At 40.7% G+C, this 13,763-nt stretch carries 16 protein-coding genes; 1 reads left to right on the top strand and 15 read right to left on the bottom strand.

Annotated features, from left to right (window positions below):
- Positions 1–79 precede the first annotated feature (79 nt).
- The 3 genes from HT685_RS06065 to HT685_RS06055 all read right to left on the bottom strand — a co-directional run bounded on the left by HT685_RS06065 (position 80) and on the right by HT685_RS06055 (position 4,640).
- Positions 80–541 (bottom strand): hypothetical protein, encoded by a 462-nt coding sequence (locus HT685_RS06065; RefSeq protein ID WP_173278980.1) that lies wholly within the window; start codon positions 539–541, stop codon positions 80–82.
- A gap of 312 nt (positions 542–853) precedes the next feature.
- Positions 854–2,812, bottom strand: coding sequence for a peptide ABC transporter substrate-binding protein (locus tag HT685_RS06060; RefSeq protein WP_173278979.1), 1,959 nt, complete (start codon positions 2,810–2,812; stop codon positions 854–856).
- A gap of 205 nt (positions 2,813–3,017) precedes the next feature.
- Positions 3,018–4,640 carry a polysaccharide biosynthesis protein gene (locus HT685_RS06055; protein ID WP_173278978.1) on the bottom strand — a complete coding sequence of 541 codons (1,623 nt, stop codon included), beginning with the start codon at positions 4,638–4,640 and terminating at the stop codon, positions 3,018–3,020.
- A gap of 105 nt (positions 4,641–4,745) precedes the next feature.
- On the opposite strand from HT685_RS06055, the gene HT685_RS06050 reads away from it, so the two are divergent.
- Entirely contained in the window at positions 4,746–6,191 is a 1,446-nt protein-coding gene (locus tag HT685_RS06050) for a UDP-N-acetylmuramoyl-L-alanyl-D-glutamate--L-lysine ligase (protein ID WP_173278977.1), read from the top strand.
- 46 nt (positions 6,192–6,237) lie between these two features.
- Here HT685_RS06050 and HT685_RS06045 read toward each other — a convergent pair whose 3' ends face one another.
- From HT685_RS06045 to rpsF, 12 genes are all read right to left on the bottom strand, one after another.
- Entirely contained in the window at positions 6,238–6,429 is a 192-nt protein-coding gene (locus HT685_RS06045) for a CsbD family protein (protein WP_024478880.1), read from the bottom strand.
- Positions 6,430–6,528: 99 nt separating this feature from the next.
- Positions 6,529–7,179 carry a DUF1803 domain-containing protein gene (locus tag HT685_RS06040; RefSeq protein WP_173213523.1) on the bottom strand — a complete coding sequence of 217 codons (651 nt, stop codon included), beginning with the start codon at positions 7,177–7,179 and terminating at the stop codon, positions 6,529–6,531.
- The gene (locus HT685_RS06035) at positions 7,163–7,675 is read right to left on the bottom strand and encodes a YiiX/YebB-like N1pC/P60 family cysteine hydrolase (protein WP_173225469.1); all 513 of its coding nucleotides are present in this window, start codon (positions 7,673–7,675) and stop codon (positions 7,163–7,165) included. The genes HT685_RS06040 and HT685_RS06035 overlap by 17 nt, the downstream gene beginning before the upstream one ends.
- Positions 7,676–7,761: 86 nt before the next feature.
- Positions 7,762–8,697 (bottom strand): manganese-dependent inorganic pyrophosphatase, encoded by a 936-nt coding sequence (locus tag HT685_RS06030; RefSeq protein ID WP_173225472.1) that lies wholly within the window; start codon positions 8,695–8,697, stop codon positions 7,762–7,764.
- Between the two features lie 85 nt (positions 8,698–8,782).
- Positions 8,783–9,067, bottom strand: a complete 285-nt coding sequence (locus tag HT685_RS06025) for a GIY-YIG nuclease family protein (protein ID WP_173225475.1) — start codon at positions 9,065–9,067, stop codon at positions 8,783–8,785.
- Positions 9,057–9,806 (bottom strand): tRNA1(Val) (adenine(37)-N6)-methyltransferase, encoded by a 750-nt coding sequence (locus tag HT685_RS06020; RefSeq protein WP_119942151.1) that lies wholly within the window; start codon positions 9,804–9,806, stop codon positions 9,057–9,059. Before HT685_RS06020 ends, HT685_RS06025 begins: the two co-directional genes overlap by 11 nt.
- A gap of 53 nt (positions 9,807–9,859) precedes the next feature.
- Positions 9,860–10,219 carry a S1 RNA-binding domain-containing protein gene (locus HT685_RS06015; RefSeq protein ID WP_119942147.1) on the bottom strand — a complete coding sequence of 120 codons (360 nt, stop codon included), beginning with the start codon at positions 10,217–10,219 and terminating at the stop codon, positions 9,860–9,862.
- Position 10,220: 1 nt separating this feature from the next.
- Positions 10,221–11,621, bottom strand: coding sequence for a bifunctional Cof-type HAD-IIB family hydrolase/peptidylprolyl isomerase (locus HT685_RS06010; protein WP_100104449.1), 1,401 nt, complete (start codon positions 11,619–11,621; stop codon positions 10,221–10,223).
- 81 nt (positions 11,622–11,702) lie between these two features.
- Complete coding sequence (locus tag HT685_RS06005; RefSeq protein WP_173225478.1) at positions 11,703–12,206, bottom strand: GNAT family N-acetyltransferase; 504 nt, start codon at positions 12,204–12,206, stop codon at positions 11,703–11,705.
- Between the two features lie 266 nt (positions 12,207–12,472).
- Positions 12,473–12,712 (bottom strand): 30S ribosomal protein S18, encoded by a 240-nt coding sequence (gene rpsR / locus HT685_RS06000; protein WP_000068664.1) that lies wholly within the window; start codon positions 12,710–12,712, stop codon positions 12,473–12,475.
- Positions 12,713–12,743: 31 nt separating this feature from the next.
- Positions 12,744–13,214 (bottom strand): single-stranded DNA-binding protein SsbA, encoded by a 471-nt coding sequence (gene ssbA / locus HT685_RS05995; protein WP_112444282.1) that lies wholly within the window; start codon positions 13,212–13,214, stop codon positions 12,744–12,746.
- 11 nt (positions 13,215–13,225) lie between these two features.
- Positions 13,226–13,516 (bottom strand): 30S ribosomal protein S6, encoded by a 291-nt coding sequence (rpsF, locus tag HT685_RS05990; protein ID WP_166731100.1) that lies wholly within the window; start codon positions 13,514–13,516, stop codon positions 13,226–13,228.
- Positions 13,517–13,763: the final 247 nt, after the last annotated feature.

Here is a 13,763-nt window from a genome sequence, read left to right as displayed (position 1 = left end):
TTTGATTTTCATTGAGTACTAGCTAGTAAAGCTAAAAAGAATCCAGAAAAGCTTCCAGATTCTTTTGTGAAAATGATTGCTAGGGTTTACTGTGAACGAAAAAATCCTGTTGGGCTAAATAGTCATAATGGTCTTTGTTAAATTGATACTGGCCCACACGCTGACTAATCTGACCGACATCCACGGAAAAAATATAGGCTTCATTTTGATAGTTCCAGTTCAGCCTAACTGTATTCAAGACTGGCTTATAAGTAAAATCTTTAACTTGATTCCAAGGCATCTCAAGGACTTGATTAAAACGATTCTCAGTTACATCACTGATGTCCATCAAATAGATCCCCTTAGGTGTGAATGCCAGAATTTTAGGCTTCACACTCGACTGAACATAGTAACTTCCTCCTACAACGAAGAAATCAATAAAGGATTTCAGCCATGTCTTTTTCTTGAAGGCCATCAGAAAATTCTTTTGCCCTTCAATGCGACAAGTTGACAGAAATGATGCAATCTGTTTTTCTGTTGCAAACTCCATAATAGCGCCCATGATGATACCTCCATAACGATTAGTAAACAGGCCGATAAAAACTCTTCACATAAAGAAGAACTTATCAATTGTTGCGTTTTATCTTATTTTTTAGTAGACAGCATCCCTCCTATTAAATCATCCTAGCATGTGCATACTTCAGTTAACACTGGAAGAGACTTTCGAAAATAGTTTCTCACGTTTTTGTTATATTCATTATAACATAAATTCAAGAAACAAAGAAAAAAATGTGAGATTTTTCTTCCAAATTTACTATCATTCTATTAAAAAACGACAGCTTCTTTCGAAACCATCGTTTTTCTTGAAAAATCCCTATTTCACATGTTTTGCCAATTCTTCTTGAGCTTTTTTATTAGATTCTTCTTTTTCTTTCAACCATTTTTCTCTGGCTTTTGCATATTCGTCTGTTGTGACAATCTTATCTTGTACTTTGAGGTATTTATAGGATTCAACCCCTTTATTACCAGCCAATGAATAAGGTGCTGAGAAAGGAACGAGTTTTCTCAATGTTGGTGTTCCACCAAGTGAAACATTTGGAATTGCTAGAGAGCTATCTACTAACCAAGCTTGGATTTCAGCATACTTTTCATAGCGTTTTGCAATATCTTGTTCCTTATTAGCTTCTTCCAACATTTGAGTGTAGACATCCAATCCAACAGCCTTGGCCTTGTCATTGGCTTCACCAGGCTCGAGTCCAAGACTTTGTAGAACCCCACCATTCTTGACACTAAAGATATCAAGATAGCTAGATGGATCAAGATAGTCCGCACTCCAACCACCATTGTAGAGATCGTAGTCTTTTTGCGCAGCTGTTTGAGCTAGATAACCTGAACTATCATAGTCCTCTGTAGAAAGTAGGTGGACATCAATCACAACATTTTCTGCACCTAAGACAGACTCAATTGATTGCTTCATGGAATTGATTCCTTGAATTTCAGCCTTATTGGTCAACTCTATATTTTTATCTAAGTGGATAGGGAATGTTACCCCCTTAGCTTCTAATTCTTTCTTAGCTTCTGCAAATTTGGCTTTGGCTTTCTCTGGATTGTAGTATGGATCTTGGGCATCCGCGAAGTTGATTCCTTGCCATTCCTTACCATAATTGACCATCTTAGAAGCCACTACTTCACCAAAGTCTTTTCCCTTGATACTTACGAAGTTTGGAGGAACAACCAAGTTACGCAAAATCTTAGTTGCACCATCTTCTCCTTGAGATTGAGCCCCGTAAGCTGTCCGATCATAGGCAAAATTAATAGCTTGACGGAAGTTTTTATTAAGAACCGCTTCTTGAGTCGATTTCTTTTCAGCATCACTTGTCTTGGAAGTGAATTTATAAGATTGTCTATCCAGATTAAAGTTTAAGAAGTAAGAAGTGGCATCTTGCATGCTATAGACGATATCATCTTTGTATTTTTCTTTAATTCCTTCATAACTTGAACTATTCGGATAGAGACGAGCGTAGCTATAGGCTCCGTCTGTAAAGTTACGAACAAGAGCGTCTTGGTCACTACCATCATAGTAGGTCAATTTGACATCATCTACAAAGACATTTTTAGCATCCCAGTAGTTAGGATTTTTCTTGTATTCGATGACAGATTTTGAAACAAAAGCTTTCATCAAGAAAGGTCCACTGTACAAAATATTAGCAGGGTCTACCTTCCCAAAATCATCCCCTTTTGATTTCAAGAAATCTGCATTGACTGGGAAGAGAATGGTTGAGGTTGTTTTTGAGTTCCAGTAAGGTTCTGGTCGAGCCAAGGTGTATTGAACCGTTTGGTCATCAAGTGCCTTGACACCGACAGTTGAAAAGTCGCTTGTTTTCCCAGTGATATAGTCATCCAAACCTGCAACAGAGTCCTGCACTAGATACAAGGCTTCTGAATTTTTATCAGCTGCATATTGCAAACCGGTTACAAAATCCTGAGCAGTTACAGGTGCATATTCTTCTCCCTCAGAAGTAAACCACTTAGCATCCTTACGAAGTTTGTAGGTATAGGTTAAACCGTCCTTAGAAACAGTCCAATCCTCAGCCAAGGATGGAACATAGTTCCCATATTGGTCATTTTCCATAAGACCATCTACCAGGTTGGTCACAATATCATTTGTTGTTGCACGGTTTTCTGCTAGATAGTTCAAACTAGATGGATCACTTGAGTAAACATAATTGTATGTTTTTGATGCTGTGCTAGAATTTCCACAGGCACTCAATAAAACTCCTGTACCCAGGACAAGACCTGCCAAGGTTAGATATTTGCTCTTAGACTTTTTCATTTCCAGAACCTCCTGATTTAAATATTTGTTTTATTATACAACGTTTAGTTTGTTTAGTCAATGATTTTTTCCAAAAAAAATCGAAAAAGACCTCATCTTCTACTTTCAAAAGATAATTTTAGCTATTTTGACGCTAAAAAAGGAATAAGTTTCAAGTTCTCCTAAAAGATTGTTCAACTTATTCCTTTTATTTATAAATGCTATCTTACGAAAGCTTAAATTTTACTCGCAGGCGGTCTGCTTGGGCTTTTCCAATCACCTTATCCAATAGACGGGTACGAAGACTCATGACTCCATAAACACCCCCACCCATGGCACCGACAAGGGCTACATATAGGAAACTCCATAAACGCCCACTTGGTTGGAAGAAAAATCCTAACAGCCACTGGATGGTTCCTATTAACAGAAACATAACTAGGGTCAGCAAACTGATTAAAATGGTTCGCTTCACAATCACCTTGCGCTTGACACCCGTTACCTTACAAATATCTCGATACATCAAGACGTTAGGAATGATGAGAGCAATGGTTGTTGAAATCAAGGGACCATAACTGTGGAAAAGGGCGATGGTAGGCAGTTGCAAGACCAGCTTGGCAATAGAACCATAGATAAAATAGAGAACGGCCTTACGGTTGCGGAACATAGCCTGAAGCATTGGAGACAAGACCATGTACAAGCCTAAAATAATAGACTGCAAAACTGCAAAGACAAACAAGCCCATGGCCAAACTATCTGGCTTGCCATAAAAGACTGTATAAAGAGGTTCTCCTACCATGACCACTCCAACCGTTGCTGGTAGCAGAAACATAAAGAGTAGGGTGAGACTGTCCTGAACAAGACGAGAAGCTGCCTTCAAGTCCCCCTTGATATAGTTTTCAGTCAAAAGTGGCAAGCCTACACTCCCAATCGAAACCCCAACAGAAATCAAAATCATCGTGATTTTATTAGGATTGGCTGAGAAATAAGAAAACATGACAACCAAGTCTTCATTACTATAGTTGGTAAACCAACTCATACTATTGATAAAGGTCAGCTGATCCAAAATCTGGAAGAGCTGGATGGCAGACCCTGTCAGGATAAAAGGAATGGCTTCCTTAATAGTATCGACCAAAAGACGCTTGCTGTTAATCTTATCTCCTGTTTCAAGGACTCTTTTGAGTAAGCCTTCTTGAGCAAGGAAATAAATCAAAACTGCAAAACTGGCGACCATGCCGACAAAGGCCGCAAAGGTTGATTGGGTAACCGCTACTAGGTAATCTCCTGAACCAAGTTTCATAATGATAAAGGTTGCTAAGAGCATCCAGATAACACGAATGACCTGCTCAGCAATTTGGCTCATGGCATAAGGTTTGAGGTTATTCATCCCTTGGAAGAAGCCTCGGATAACACTCATAGATGGGAAAATCAAGACTCCCCAAGCCAAGCTCTGCATGATCGGTATCAAGTCTTTGCCCACGCCAGATAAGTCTGCTAGCCAAGGAGCAAAGAGATACAAGACTAAAGCAAAAACCAGGCCTAGTCCTGTCATAAAGCCTAAAAAGCTCCGAATCAGGGCAAAGCTATGCTCCTCTTCTCGCATGGTATTGTACTTGGCAACTTGCTTGGCCACCGCAACTGGAATCCCTGCTGTTGAAACCAGCAAGAACCAGGCATAGATATTGTAGCCCATGGTAAAGAGACCATTTGCTGTAGCCGCATAAGACCCCATCCAGATATACCAAGGTATAATGTAAATAGCCCCAAGCAGGCGACTGATAAAGTTACTAGCCGTTAGCCAAGCAGTCCCCCGTAACATCTGGGCCTGCTGGTGATTGTTTTCGTGCGACATAGATTCCTCATTCAATTTTGATAACTAGGAAAAACTCCTTATCTTCCATTATAAACTTTTCCTTGTTACTTGTAAATTTGCGACTTTCGGTTTACAATAGAAAGTATGATAAAAATTGAAACCGTATTAGATATATTAAAGAAAGATGGTCTCTTCCGTGAGATTATCGACCAAGGACACTACCACTACAACTACAGTCATGTCGTATTTGACACCATCTGCTATGACAGTCGCAAGGCTAAAGAAAAGAGCCTCTTTTTCGTCAAGGGTGCTGCCTTTAAGAAGGAATTTCTGCTTTCAGCAATCTCTCAAGGACTCGGTTGGTATGTAGCTGAAAAGGACTATGAGGTTGGTATTCCTGCCATTATCGTGAACGACATTAAGAAAGCCATGAGTCTGATTGCTATGGAATTTTATGGAAATCCACAGGAAAAACTCAAACTCCTTGCCTTTACTGGAACCAAGGGTAAGACAACAGCAGCTTATTTCGCTTATAATATCTTATCTCAAGGGCATCGACCTGCAATGTTGTCGACCATGAACACAACTTTAGATGGCAAGACTTTCTTTAAGTCTGCATTGACAACCCCTGAGAGTATTGACCTCTTTGATATGATGTATCAAGCTGTGCAAAATGACCGTACCCACCTCATCATGGAAGTCTCCAGTCAAGCCTATCTGGTCAAACGTGTCTATGATCTAACCTTTGATGTGGGAGTTTTCCTCAATATCAGCCCAGACCATATCGGCCCGATTGAACACCCTAGCTTTGAAGACTACTTCTACCACAAGCGTCTCTTGATGGAAAATAGCCGAGCAGTCATCATTAACAGTGACATGGATCACTTTTCTGTACTAAAAGAACAAGTGGCAGATCAAGAGCATGATTTCTATGGTAACCAATCTGATAACCAAATCGAGAATTCCAAAGCCTTTAGCTTCTCAGCTAGAGGTAAACTCGCTGGAGATTATGATATTCAACTCATTGGCCACTTCAACCAAGAAAATGCCGTTGCTGCTGGACTTGCTTGTCTCCGTCTCGGAGCTAGTCTTGAGGACATCAAAAAAGGAATCGCTGCAACCCGTGTTCCTGGTCGTATGGAAGTCCTCACTCAGAAAAATGGTGCCAAGGTTTTCATCGACTATGCCCACAATGGTGACAGTCTCAAAAAACTCATCAATGTTGTAGAAACTCATCAAACAGGAAATATTGCTCTGGTATTAGGTTCGACAGGAAACAAGGGAGAAAGTCGTCGCAAAGACTTTGGCCTTCTCCTCAATCAACACCCTGAGATTCAAGTCTTTCTGACTGCTGATGACCCCAACTATGAAGACCCTATGGCCATTGCGGATGAAATTAGTAGCTACATCAATCATCCTGTTGAAAAAATTGCGGATCGCCAAGAAGCCATCAAGGCAGCTATGACTATCACAAATCACGAATTAGATGCTGTCATTATCGCTGGTAAGGGAGCCGATTGCTACCAAATCGTCCAAGGAAAGAAAGAAGCCTATCCTGGAGATGCAGCTGTCGCAGAAAATTATTTATAAGATAGTAAAAAATCAAGGGAAATGAAACCCTTGATTTTTTCTATTTTTATTTAAAAGCGTTTTTCAAACCTTCAACGGCACCTTCTACAGCACCTTTAGCATCTTCAACTACTTCTTTTGCCTTAGCAACTGTTTTTTCAACAGCTCCTTCAAGTTCTGTCTTGCTGTCTCCAGTAACTTTACCAAAACCTTCTTTGACAGCACCTGTTGCTTGTTCCAATTTGTTTTCAAGTGACATATGATTGTCTCCTTTAGTTCTATTCCGATATGTGTTATCGGTTACATTAGTATAAACTTATCGATAGATAAAGTCAAACAATGTGCTCAGAAAAAGCAATCACACTAAATAGAAAGTTAATCTCTCCTTGTCAAAATCAACGGCCAACTCATACTTTCCATCTTCATTTTGGACAATATAACCTAGGACAACTAAACTATCCACAAAGATGTCTCGGCGTTTCTGCATAAGCTGGTCTTTTTTGAGAAATTTCAACAAAAAAGTCGTCATATACTTGAGGGCATACTCAGGATTAACATCTCCCAAAATGTCATAAAGTTCCTGCTGTTTTTCTGTCAAAGGATACTGATGTTTGACCTTGTAGAAATAATTAGACAGGGTCATTTTAGTCCGCGCAAAATCTGTTTTTTCAACTAAAATAGCTGCATTGGTTTGATTGCGCAATTCTGTCTCAAAACTCTGCTCCAACAAAGCTTGATAGGCCGGGCTATCTTCGCTGACAAAAATCTCTTGATCCAGTTCGAGACTATCGAGTGATTCAAGCATAGGAAGATTGAGGTAATAACGCTTATTTTCCCGACGAACCAAGCCCACTTTTATATACTCTTCCATGAGTTTGTCAACTGCTACATCTGGAAATTGAGTCTTAATTTCCCGTAGAATCACATCCTCATGCTGGTCCAGATAGCGGATCAATTCTCCAAAAAATGGCTGTCTCGTCAAACGAGATGGATTAAAAATCTGAATCATGAAGATTCCTTTCTTTACATTCTAACAGAGGTGATGTTGCCAACTGACTAGGATTGGTCCCAGCTTGGTTCAGAGGAACAGGCAGACCTAGTTCTCTATAATACTCTCTCCAAAAATCACTAATGTCCTGCTCCCCATCACCAAATTTCATGGGAATAGTTTCAAAAATGGGGAGGATTTCTACCATATACTGAGAACAGTAAAAACCTTCTCCATCTGGATAGAAAGAAGCATTGTAGGGTGCCCCTAGATGTTTACAAGCTCTTTCCTTCACCGACTGGATATCCATTTCTGGGTAGACATAGAGGTCGTACAAGTGATTAGACTCAAAGAAGTCTGCTGATTCCTGACAAACAACACCCGCCTGTCCACTAGCATGATAAATCATCCCATCCAAATAAATAGCAACATGGCTATAGTTACCTGTTGAAATCTGGATGGCTTGCCCCATGTCCGACTCATCTCTCACAAAAATCAAATCACCAGTTTCTAACATGCTTCACTCCTAGAAAAAAAGGAGCCGAAACTCCTTTCGATATAAGGCAAACTAGCCTTTCCGATTTTGAACTGACACCCAAAATCTTAAGCATTAAAGCTTTCAGTCAATTGAGGTACCACTTGTTTCTTACGTGAAACGGCACCAGCAAGGAAGGCATGATTGTTTTCAAGTTTGAAGTTGAAAGCCGCTTCGACCTTGCCCATATTGGCACCAAGAGCCAAGATTTCTGAGTTTGAGTTGACGATATCTGTAATCATCAAGACAAAGTCAGAGTAACCGTTTGCTTCGTTAGCAGCTTGCATTGCAGCTTCAATTTCTGCTTGACGTTCCAAGACTTCAGCGATGTCAACTGTGTTCACTTGGGCAACACGGACATTATTTCCGTTCAATTCAAAAGTTTTAGCATCGATGTCAATCAATTCGTCAGTAGATTTGCTAGCCAAGTTTGTACCAGCTTTCAACATAGCTAAACCATACTCTTCCAAGTTGACACCAGCTAATTCAGCCAATTCAGGAGCAATAACCTTATCTGTTGGGTGTGTTGTTGGTGATTTCAAAAGAAGGGTATCTGAAATCAAACCTGAAAGCATCAAACCAGCAATCTCTTTAGGCACAGCTACACCATGTTCTTTGAACATACGGTAAACGATTGAAGACGCTGAACCAACTGGCTCCAAACGCATGTAAAGTGGGCTTGCAGTCTCAAAGTTAGCCACGCGGTGGTGGTCCACCACACCATAAACTTCTACTTCAGCGATATCTGATACAGATTGTTGGAATTCATTGTGGTCAGTCAGGATAACTTGCTCTGCGCCTTCTGCTTTAGCAGAAGTGATAACACGCGGTGCTTCCACACCAAAATAGTTCAAGACAAAGGCTGTTTCTTCATTTGGAGTTCCAAGGGCAACAGCTTCCGTATCCAAACCGTAAGCTTCTTTTGCAAGGTAGGCAAAAGCTACAGATGACCCGATGGCATCTGAGTCTGGATTTTGGTGACCAAATACTAGAATCTTAGACATGATAATACCTCATTTTGTTTATTCTCTTTATTGTAGCATTTTTTTCGCTTTTTGACAAAAGTAAGAGGAGTCAAAGGACTCCCCGCTACTCTTCAAAATAACTGAGTAAATTTCTATCTTGATTTTCAGATAAAAATATTTCCTTCTGTGGCCTCTTCTTACGCTTGAGAAGGGCTTCTGCCGACATGGCTTCTTCCTTACTGGCAAATCCTTCTGCATAAATAAGTTTCACTGGTAAGCGAGCCCTAGTATACTTGGCTCCCTTCCCACTATTGTGGACAGCAAGGCGTCTCCTCACGTCAGTGGTATAACCCGTATAGTAGGAACCATCACGGCACTCCAGCACATACATATAAGCCTTATAATCCATAATAAATCTCTTCGAGTTCCGGCGTATAAGAGCCATCATCATTGTGAACAATGAGAGGTGGTAAGACCTTAAAGCCACTTGTTGAACCATCCTTGATAGCTTCAATCAAGAGCATATTGGCTTCCTTTTCTTTTTTTGGATAGACAAATTGCAGACGCTTAGGGGCTAGATTATGCCGTTGTAACGTATCCAGAATGTCCAAGAGTCGGTCAGGACGATGAACCATGGCCAACCGTCCATTAGACTTGAGAATACTCTGGGCACTACGACAGATTTCCTGCAAATTGGTCGTGATTTCATGGCGCGCCAAGAGATAATGTTCACTCTCATTTAAGTTGGAATGAGGATCCACCTTGAAATAGGGCGGATTACACAAAATCATATCCACCTTACTTCCCTGGATGTAAGCAGGCATATTTTTCAAATCATCACAGATGACCTGCATCTGCTCCTCTAATCCATTCAAACGGACAGAGCGCTCAGCCATATCCGCCAAACGCTCCTGAATCTCAACAGCCAAAATCTGTGCCTGAGTACGAGTGCTAGCAAATAGCCCCACTGCTCCATTTCCAGCGCAGAAATCCACTATCAAGCCCTTTTTAGGAAAACGTGGAAAACGTGACAAGAGAACACTATCCACCGAATAGCTAAAAACCTCTCTATTTTGAATGATTTTGATATCTGTTGAGAAGAGCTGGTTAATGCGCTCCCCTGATTTTAATAATTGTTCTTCTTCCATGGTTCTATTATAGCAGATTTATATTAACATTACAAAAAATATAAAATTCTAAACTACTTCTTCTTTTTTAAATGGTGCAAGGCTTCTCTAGTCCAAATTGGCATCATTCGTTTAAGAGGCGCAAAGCCGTAGTTAAAACGGTCGCTTGAAAAGCGTCTCCGTCTCGGAAACTGGTGCTTTTCTTCCTCCAAAGTGCGGATAGAAAGACTAGCTTTCCCTGTAAATTCATCTAAATCTACTACCTGAACCTGAACCTCTTCATCGACTTTCAAGGCTTCATGGATATTTTCAATAAAGCCTGTCCGAATCTCTGAAATGTGAATCAGCCCCGTATCACCCGTCTCTAGCTCAACAAAGGCACCGTAGGGCTGAATCCCTGTAATACGCCCCTTTAGCTTATCACCGATTTTCATCTTAGTCCTCGATTTCAATTGTTTCAATCACGACATCTTCAACTGGCTTGTCCATAGCCCCTGTCTCAACAGCAGCAATGGCATCCAAGACAGCGTAAGATGCTTCATCAGCTAACTGTCCAAAAACCGTGTGACGGCGGTCTAGGTGAGGTGTCCCACCTTGGTTAGCATAGATTTCTGCGATCGGTTCTGGCCAACCACCACGAGCAATTTCTTTCTTAGAATAAGGCAAATGTTGATTTTGCACGATAAAGAACTGGCTGCCGTTGGTATTTGGACCTGCATTGGCCATAGAAAGGGCACCACGGATATTGTAAAGTTCTTCTGAGAATTCATCCTCAAATGATTCGCCGTAGATGGACTCGCCACCCATACCAGTTCCAGTTGGGTCTCCACCTTGAATCATAAAGTCCTTGATAATACGATGGAAAATGACACCATCATAGTAACCATCTTTTGAAAGAGCTACAAAGTTAGCCACTGTTTTAGGAGCATGTTCAGGGAAAAGCTTGATACGCAAGTCTCCGTGATTGGTCTTAATAGTCGCGATAGGACCTTCTACTGTTTCAATGTCTACTTGTGGGAAATGCAATTCTTTTTCTACCATACCAAATCCTTCTAAGGCATCAAAAATGCCATCTTCTTCTAATGTTTTTGTAATATAATCTGCTTTTTCTTTGATGTTATCATGAGAAATTCCCATGGCAACGCTGATTCCAGCATAATCAAAGAGTTCCAAGTCGTTGAGCCCATCTCCAAAAACCATGACGTTCTCTGGTTTCAAACCAAGGTGTTCCACAACCTTTTCCACACCCGTCGCTTTGGAGCCTGAAATTGGCACAATATCAGACGAATGCTCATGCCAACGAACCATGCGAAGTTTGTCTGAGAGACTGTCAGGCAAGTGCAAGTCATCTCCCTTATCTTCAAAAGTCCACATCTGATAGATTTCTTCTTTCTCATGGAAATCTGGATCCACATCTAAATCAGGATAAATTGGATTGATAGCCTCACTAATCATATCTGTACGAATAGACAACTTGGCATCATGACTCCCAACCAAGCCATACTCTATTTCCTCTTGCTTGGCCCAAGAGATATACTCCTCAACATCTGACTTCTCAATCTGATGTTGATAAATAACCTGACCTTTTTTATCTTCGATATAAGCCCCATTTAAGGTCACAAAAAAGTCAGGATTCAGTTCACGAATTTCTGACACGACACCAAAAATCCCTCGTCCAGAAGCAATACCTGTCAAAATTCCTTTCTCACGTAATTGCTTAAAAACAGCTGGGATTGAAGCCGGAATAAAACCTGTCTTGGAATTCCGCAATGTATCATCAATATCAAAAAAGACAATCTTGATCTTCTTTGCCTTATATCTTAATTTGGCATCCATCTCACTACCTCTTTCAATCTAACTCTTTCCATTATACCATAAAGTAGAGAAATCCCACATCCCCAATAAAATCCTTGTCTCTTATCCGAATTCTTTTACTAGATACAAAACCAAATCATCATTATTTTGGCTAGTTGCATTCATTTCCAAGGGTTGATTTCGATACCAGACACCTGTCCCATCTGGAATGTAGCCCCGTCTGATATACAATCTCTGGGCAGGGCCATAGCCTAAGTGCAAACCTACACCAAGAGTGACCTTACTCGAAACAAACTTGACTCGTTTTTCTGCTTCTTCTAGCAATTGATTCCCAATCCCTTGATTTCTAAAAGGCTCAAACACATTAAAATCTGATAATTCTGGATAGACTTCTGCAAAAGGACCATGTTTAGCAGAGGGCAAAATGGTAACGTAGCCCGCTACAGCACCATCAATCTCTGCAACTAAGACTTCTCTCTCTCCACTTTCCTGCTCCTTGAAGTATCGAGTTAAAATCTCCTCTCTACCAGGCCAACCTTGATTCATAAATCCATGAGATAAGGATTCAATATCAGACTTAATCATATTTCTAATCGTACAATTCATCTTTGACTCACCCACCTTTACTCTTTCTATTACCATTATAGCACGCCAAGGTCAGAAAAAAACTATCTAGTGAAAAAAGACCCAACCGGGTCTGAAAAAGAGGTCCACTGGACCTCAACTCGCTCTCTCATTTCAAGGCTCATGAAAAAGAGGTCCACTGGACCCAACTCGCATTCTCATTTCAAGGCTCGTGAAAAAAAGACCCGTCGGGGTCTGAAAAAGAGGTCCACCCGGACCTGAAAAAAAGACCCAACCGGGTCTTTTCTTTAATCTTCGTTTACGAAAGGCATCAAAGCCATTACGCGAGCGCGTTTGATAGCTGTTGTTACTTTACGTTGGTTTTTAGCTGAAGTTCCTGTTACACGACGAGGAAGGATTTTCCCACGTTCTGAAACGAAACGGCTAAGAAGCTCAGTATCTTTGTAATCAACATATTCAATTTTGTTTGCTGCGATGTAATCAACTTTTTTACGGCGTTTGAATCCGCCACGACGTTGTTGAGCCATGTTTTTTCTCCTTTATAATTTTAGTTGTCCATTAGAATGGTAAATCATCATCTGAAATATCCAATGGATTTGTTGCTCCAAATGGATTTTCATCACGTGAAAAGTCTGGTACTGAATTTGTAGGCACTGAATAGTTTGCAGTTGGTGCAGAGTAAGCTCCACCTGTATGACCCTCACGCACACTACGGCTTTCCAACATTTGGAAATTCTCAGCCACGACCTCTGTCACGTAGACACGTTGTCCTTGCTGGTTATCGTAACTACGAGTCTGGATACGACCTGTCACCCCGATAAGTGAGCCTTTTTTAGCCCAGTTAGCAAGGTTTTCAGCCTGTTGGCGCCACATAACGACATTGATAAAATCAGCCTCACGTTCGCCATTTTGACTCTTAAATGTACGGTTTACTGCAAGAGTAAAAGTCGCAACTGCTACATTCGATGGGGTATAACGCAACTCAGCGTCACGTGTCATACGCCCTACAAGTACAACATTGTTAATCATAGTTTACCTTCTTACGCGTCAATTTTGACGATCATGTGACGAAGAATGTCAGCGTTGATTTTTGAAAGACGGTCAAACTCTTTAAGAGCTGCATCGTCGTTTGCTTCAACGTTAACGATGTGGTAAAGTCCTTCACGGAAATCTTGGATTTCGTATGCAAGACGACGTTTTTCCCAAGATTTTGATTCAACAACAGTTGCACCGTTGTCAGTCAAAATAGAGTCAAAACGTGCTACCAAAGCGTTTTTAGCTTCTTCTTCAATGTTTGGACGAATGATATAAAGAATTTCGTATTTAGCCATTGATATGTTCCTCCTTTTGGTCTAATGACCCCAAGACTTTGCAAGGGGTAAGTGAGGTTCGCTCACAATAAACTATTATACTAGAAAAAATTTTTTTACGCAAGTAAAAACACCGAAATAAAAAAAGAAGATGACGAATCATCTTCTCAAAAACTATGCGTTTTTAGTCCTCTTTTTTCTTGCGAGCAAGAAGTCCAAATCCACTTAGGGATCCAAGAAGTCCAAGCGCTGCGAGGCTAGCGTTAGC

Source organism: Streptococcus sp. 5004, from assembly GCF_013276755.1.
Taxonomy (GTDB): Bacteria; Bacillota; Bacilli; order Lactobacillales; family Streptococcaceae; genus Streptococcus.
This window is presented reverse-complemented; position numbering and strand designations above follow the sequence as displayed.

What these genes read in the sequence shown, in the direction of transcription:
- HT685_RS06065 (WP_173278980.1), bottom strand. Translation starts at nt 541, where the DNA reads ATGGGCGCTATTATGGAGTTTGCAACAGAAAAACAGATTGCATCATTT.
- HT685_RS06060 (WP_173278979.1), bottom strand. Translation starts at nt 2,812, where the DNA reads ATGAAAAAGTCTAAGAGCAAATATCTAACCTTGGCAGGTCTTGTCCTG.
- HT685_RS06055 (WP_173278978.1), bottom strand. Translation starts at nt 4,640, where the DNA reads ATGTCGCACGAAAACAATCACCAGCAGGCCCAGATGTTACGGGGGACT.
- HT685_RS06050 (WP_173278977.1), top strand. Translation starts at nt 4,746, where the DNA reads ATGATAAAAATTGAAACCGTATTAGATATATTAAAGAAAGATGGTCTC.
- HT685_RS06045 (WP_024478880.1), bottom strand. Translation starts at nt 6,429, where the DNA reads ATGTCACTTGAAAACAAATTGGAACAAGCAACAGGTGCTGTCAAAGAA.
- HT685_RS06040 (WP_173213523.1), bottom strand. Translation starts at nt 7,179, where the DNA reads ATGATTCAGATTTTTAATCCATCTCGTTTGACGAGACAGCCATTTTTT.
- HT685_RS06035 (WP_173225469.1), bottom strand. Translation starts at nt 7,675, where the DNA reads ATGTTAGAAACTGGTGATTTGATTTTTGTGAGAGATGAGTCGGACATG.
- HT685_RS06030 (WP_173225472.1), bottom strand. Translation starts at nt 8,697, where the DNA reads ATGTCTAAGATTCTAGTATTTGGTCACCAAAATCCAGACTCAGATGCC.
- HT685_RS06025 (WP_173225475.1), bottom strand. Translation starts at nt 9,067, where the DNA reads ATGGATTATAAGGCTTATATGTATGTGCTGGAGTGCCGTGATGGTTCC.
- HT685_RS06020 (WP_119942151.1), bottom strand. Translation starts at nt 9,806, where the DNA reads ATGGAAGAAGAACAATTATTAAAATCAGGGGAGCGCATTAACCAGCTC.
- HT685_RS06015 (WP_119942147.1), bottom strand. Translation starts at nt 10,219, where the DNA reads ATGAAAATCGGTGATAAGCTAAAGGGGCGTATTACAGGGATTCAGCCC.
- HT685_RS06010 (WP_100104449.1), bottom strand. Translation starts at nt 11,621, where the DNA reads ATGGATGCCAAATTAAGATATAAGGCAAAGAAGATCAAGATTGTCTTT.
- HT685_RS06005 (WP_173225478.1), bottom strand. Translation starts at nt 12,206, where the DNA reads ATGAATTGTACGATTAGAAATATGATTAAGTCTGATATTGAATCCTTA.
- rpsR (WP_000068664.1), bottom strand. Translation starts at nt 12,712, where the DNA reads ATGGCTCAACAACGTCGTGGCGGATTCAAACGCCGTAAAAAAGTTGAT.
- ssbA (WP_112444282.1), bottom strand. Translation starts at nt 13,214, where the DNA reads ATGATTAACAATGTTGTACTTGTAGGGCGTATGACACGTGACGCTGAG.
- rpsF (WP_166731100.1), bottom strand. Translation starts at nt 13,516, where the DNA reads ATGGCTAAATACGAAATTCTTTATATCATTCGTCCAAACATTGAAGAA.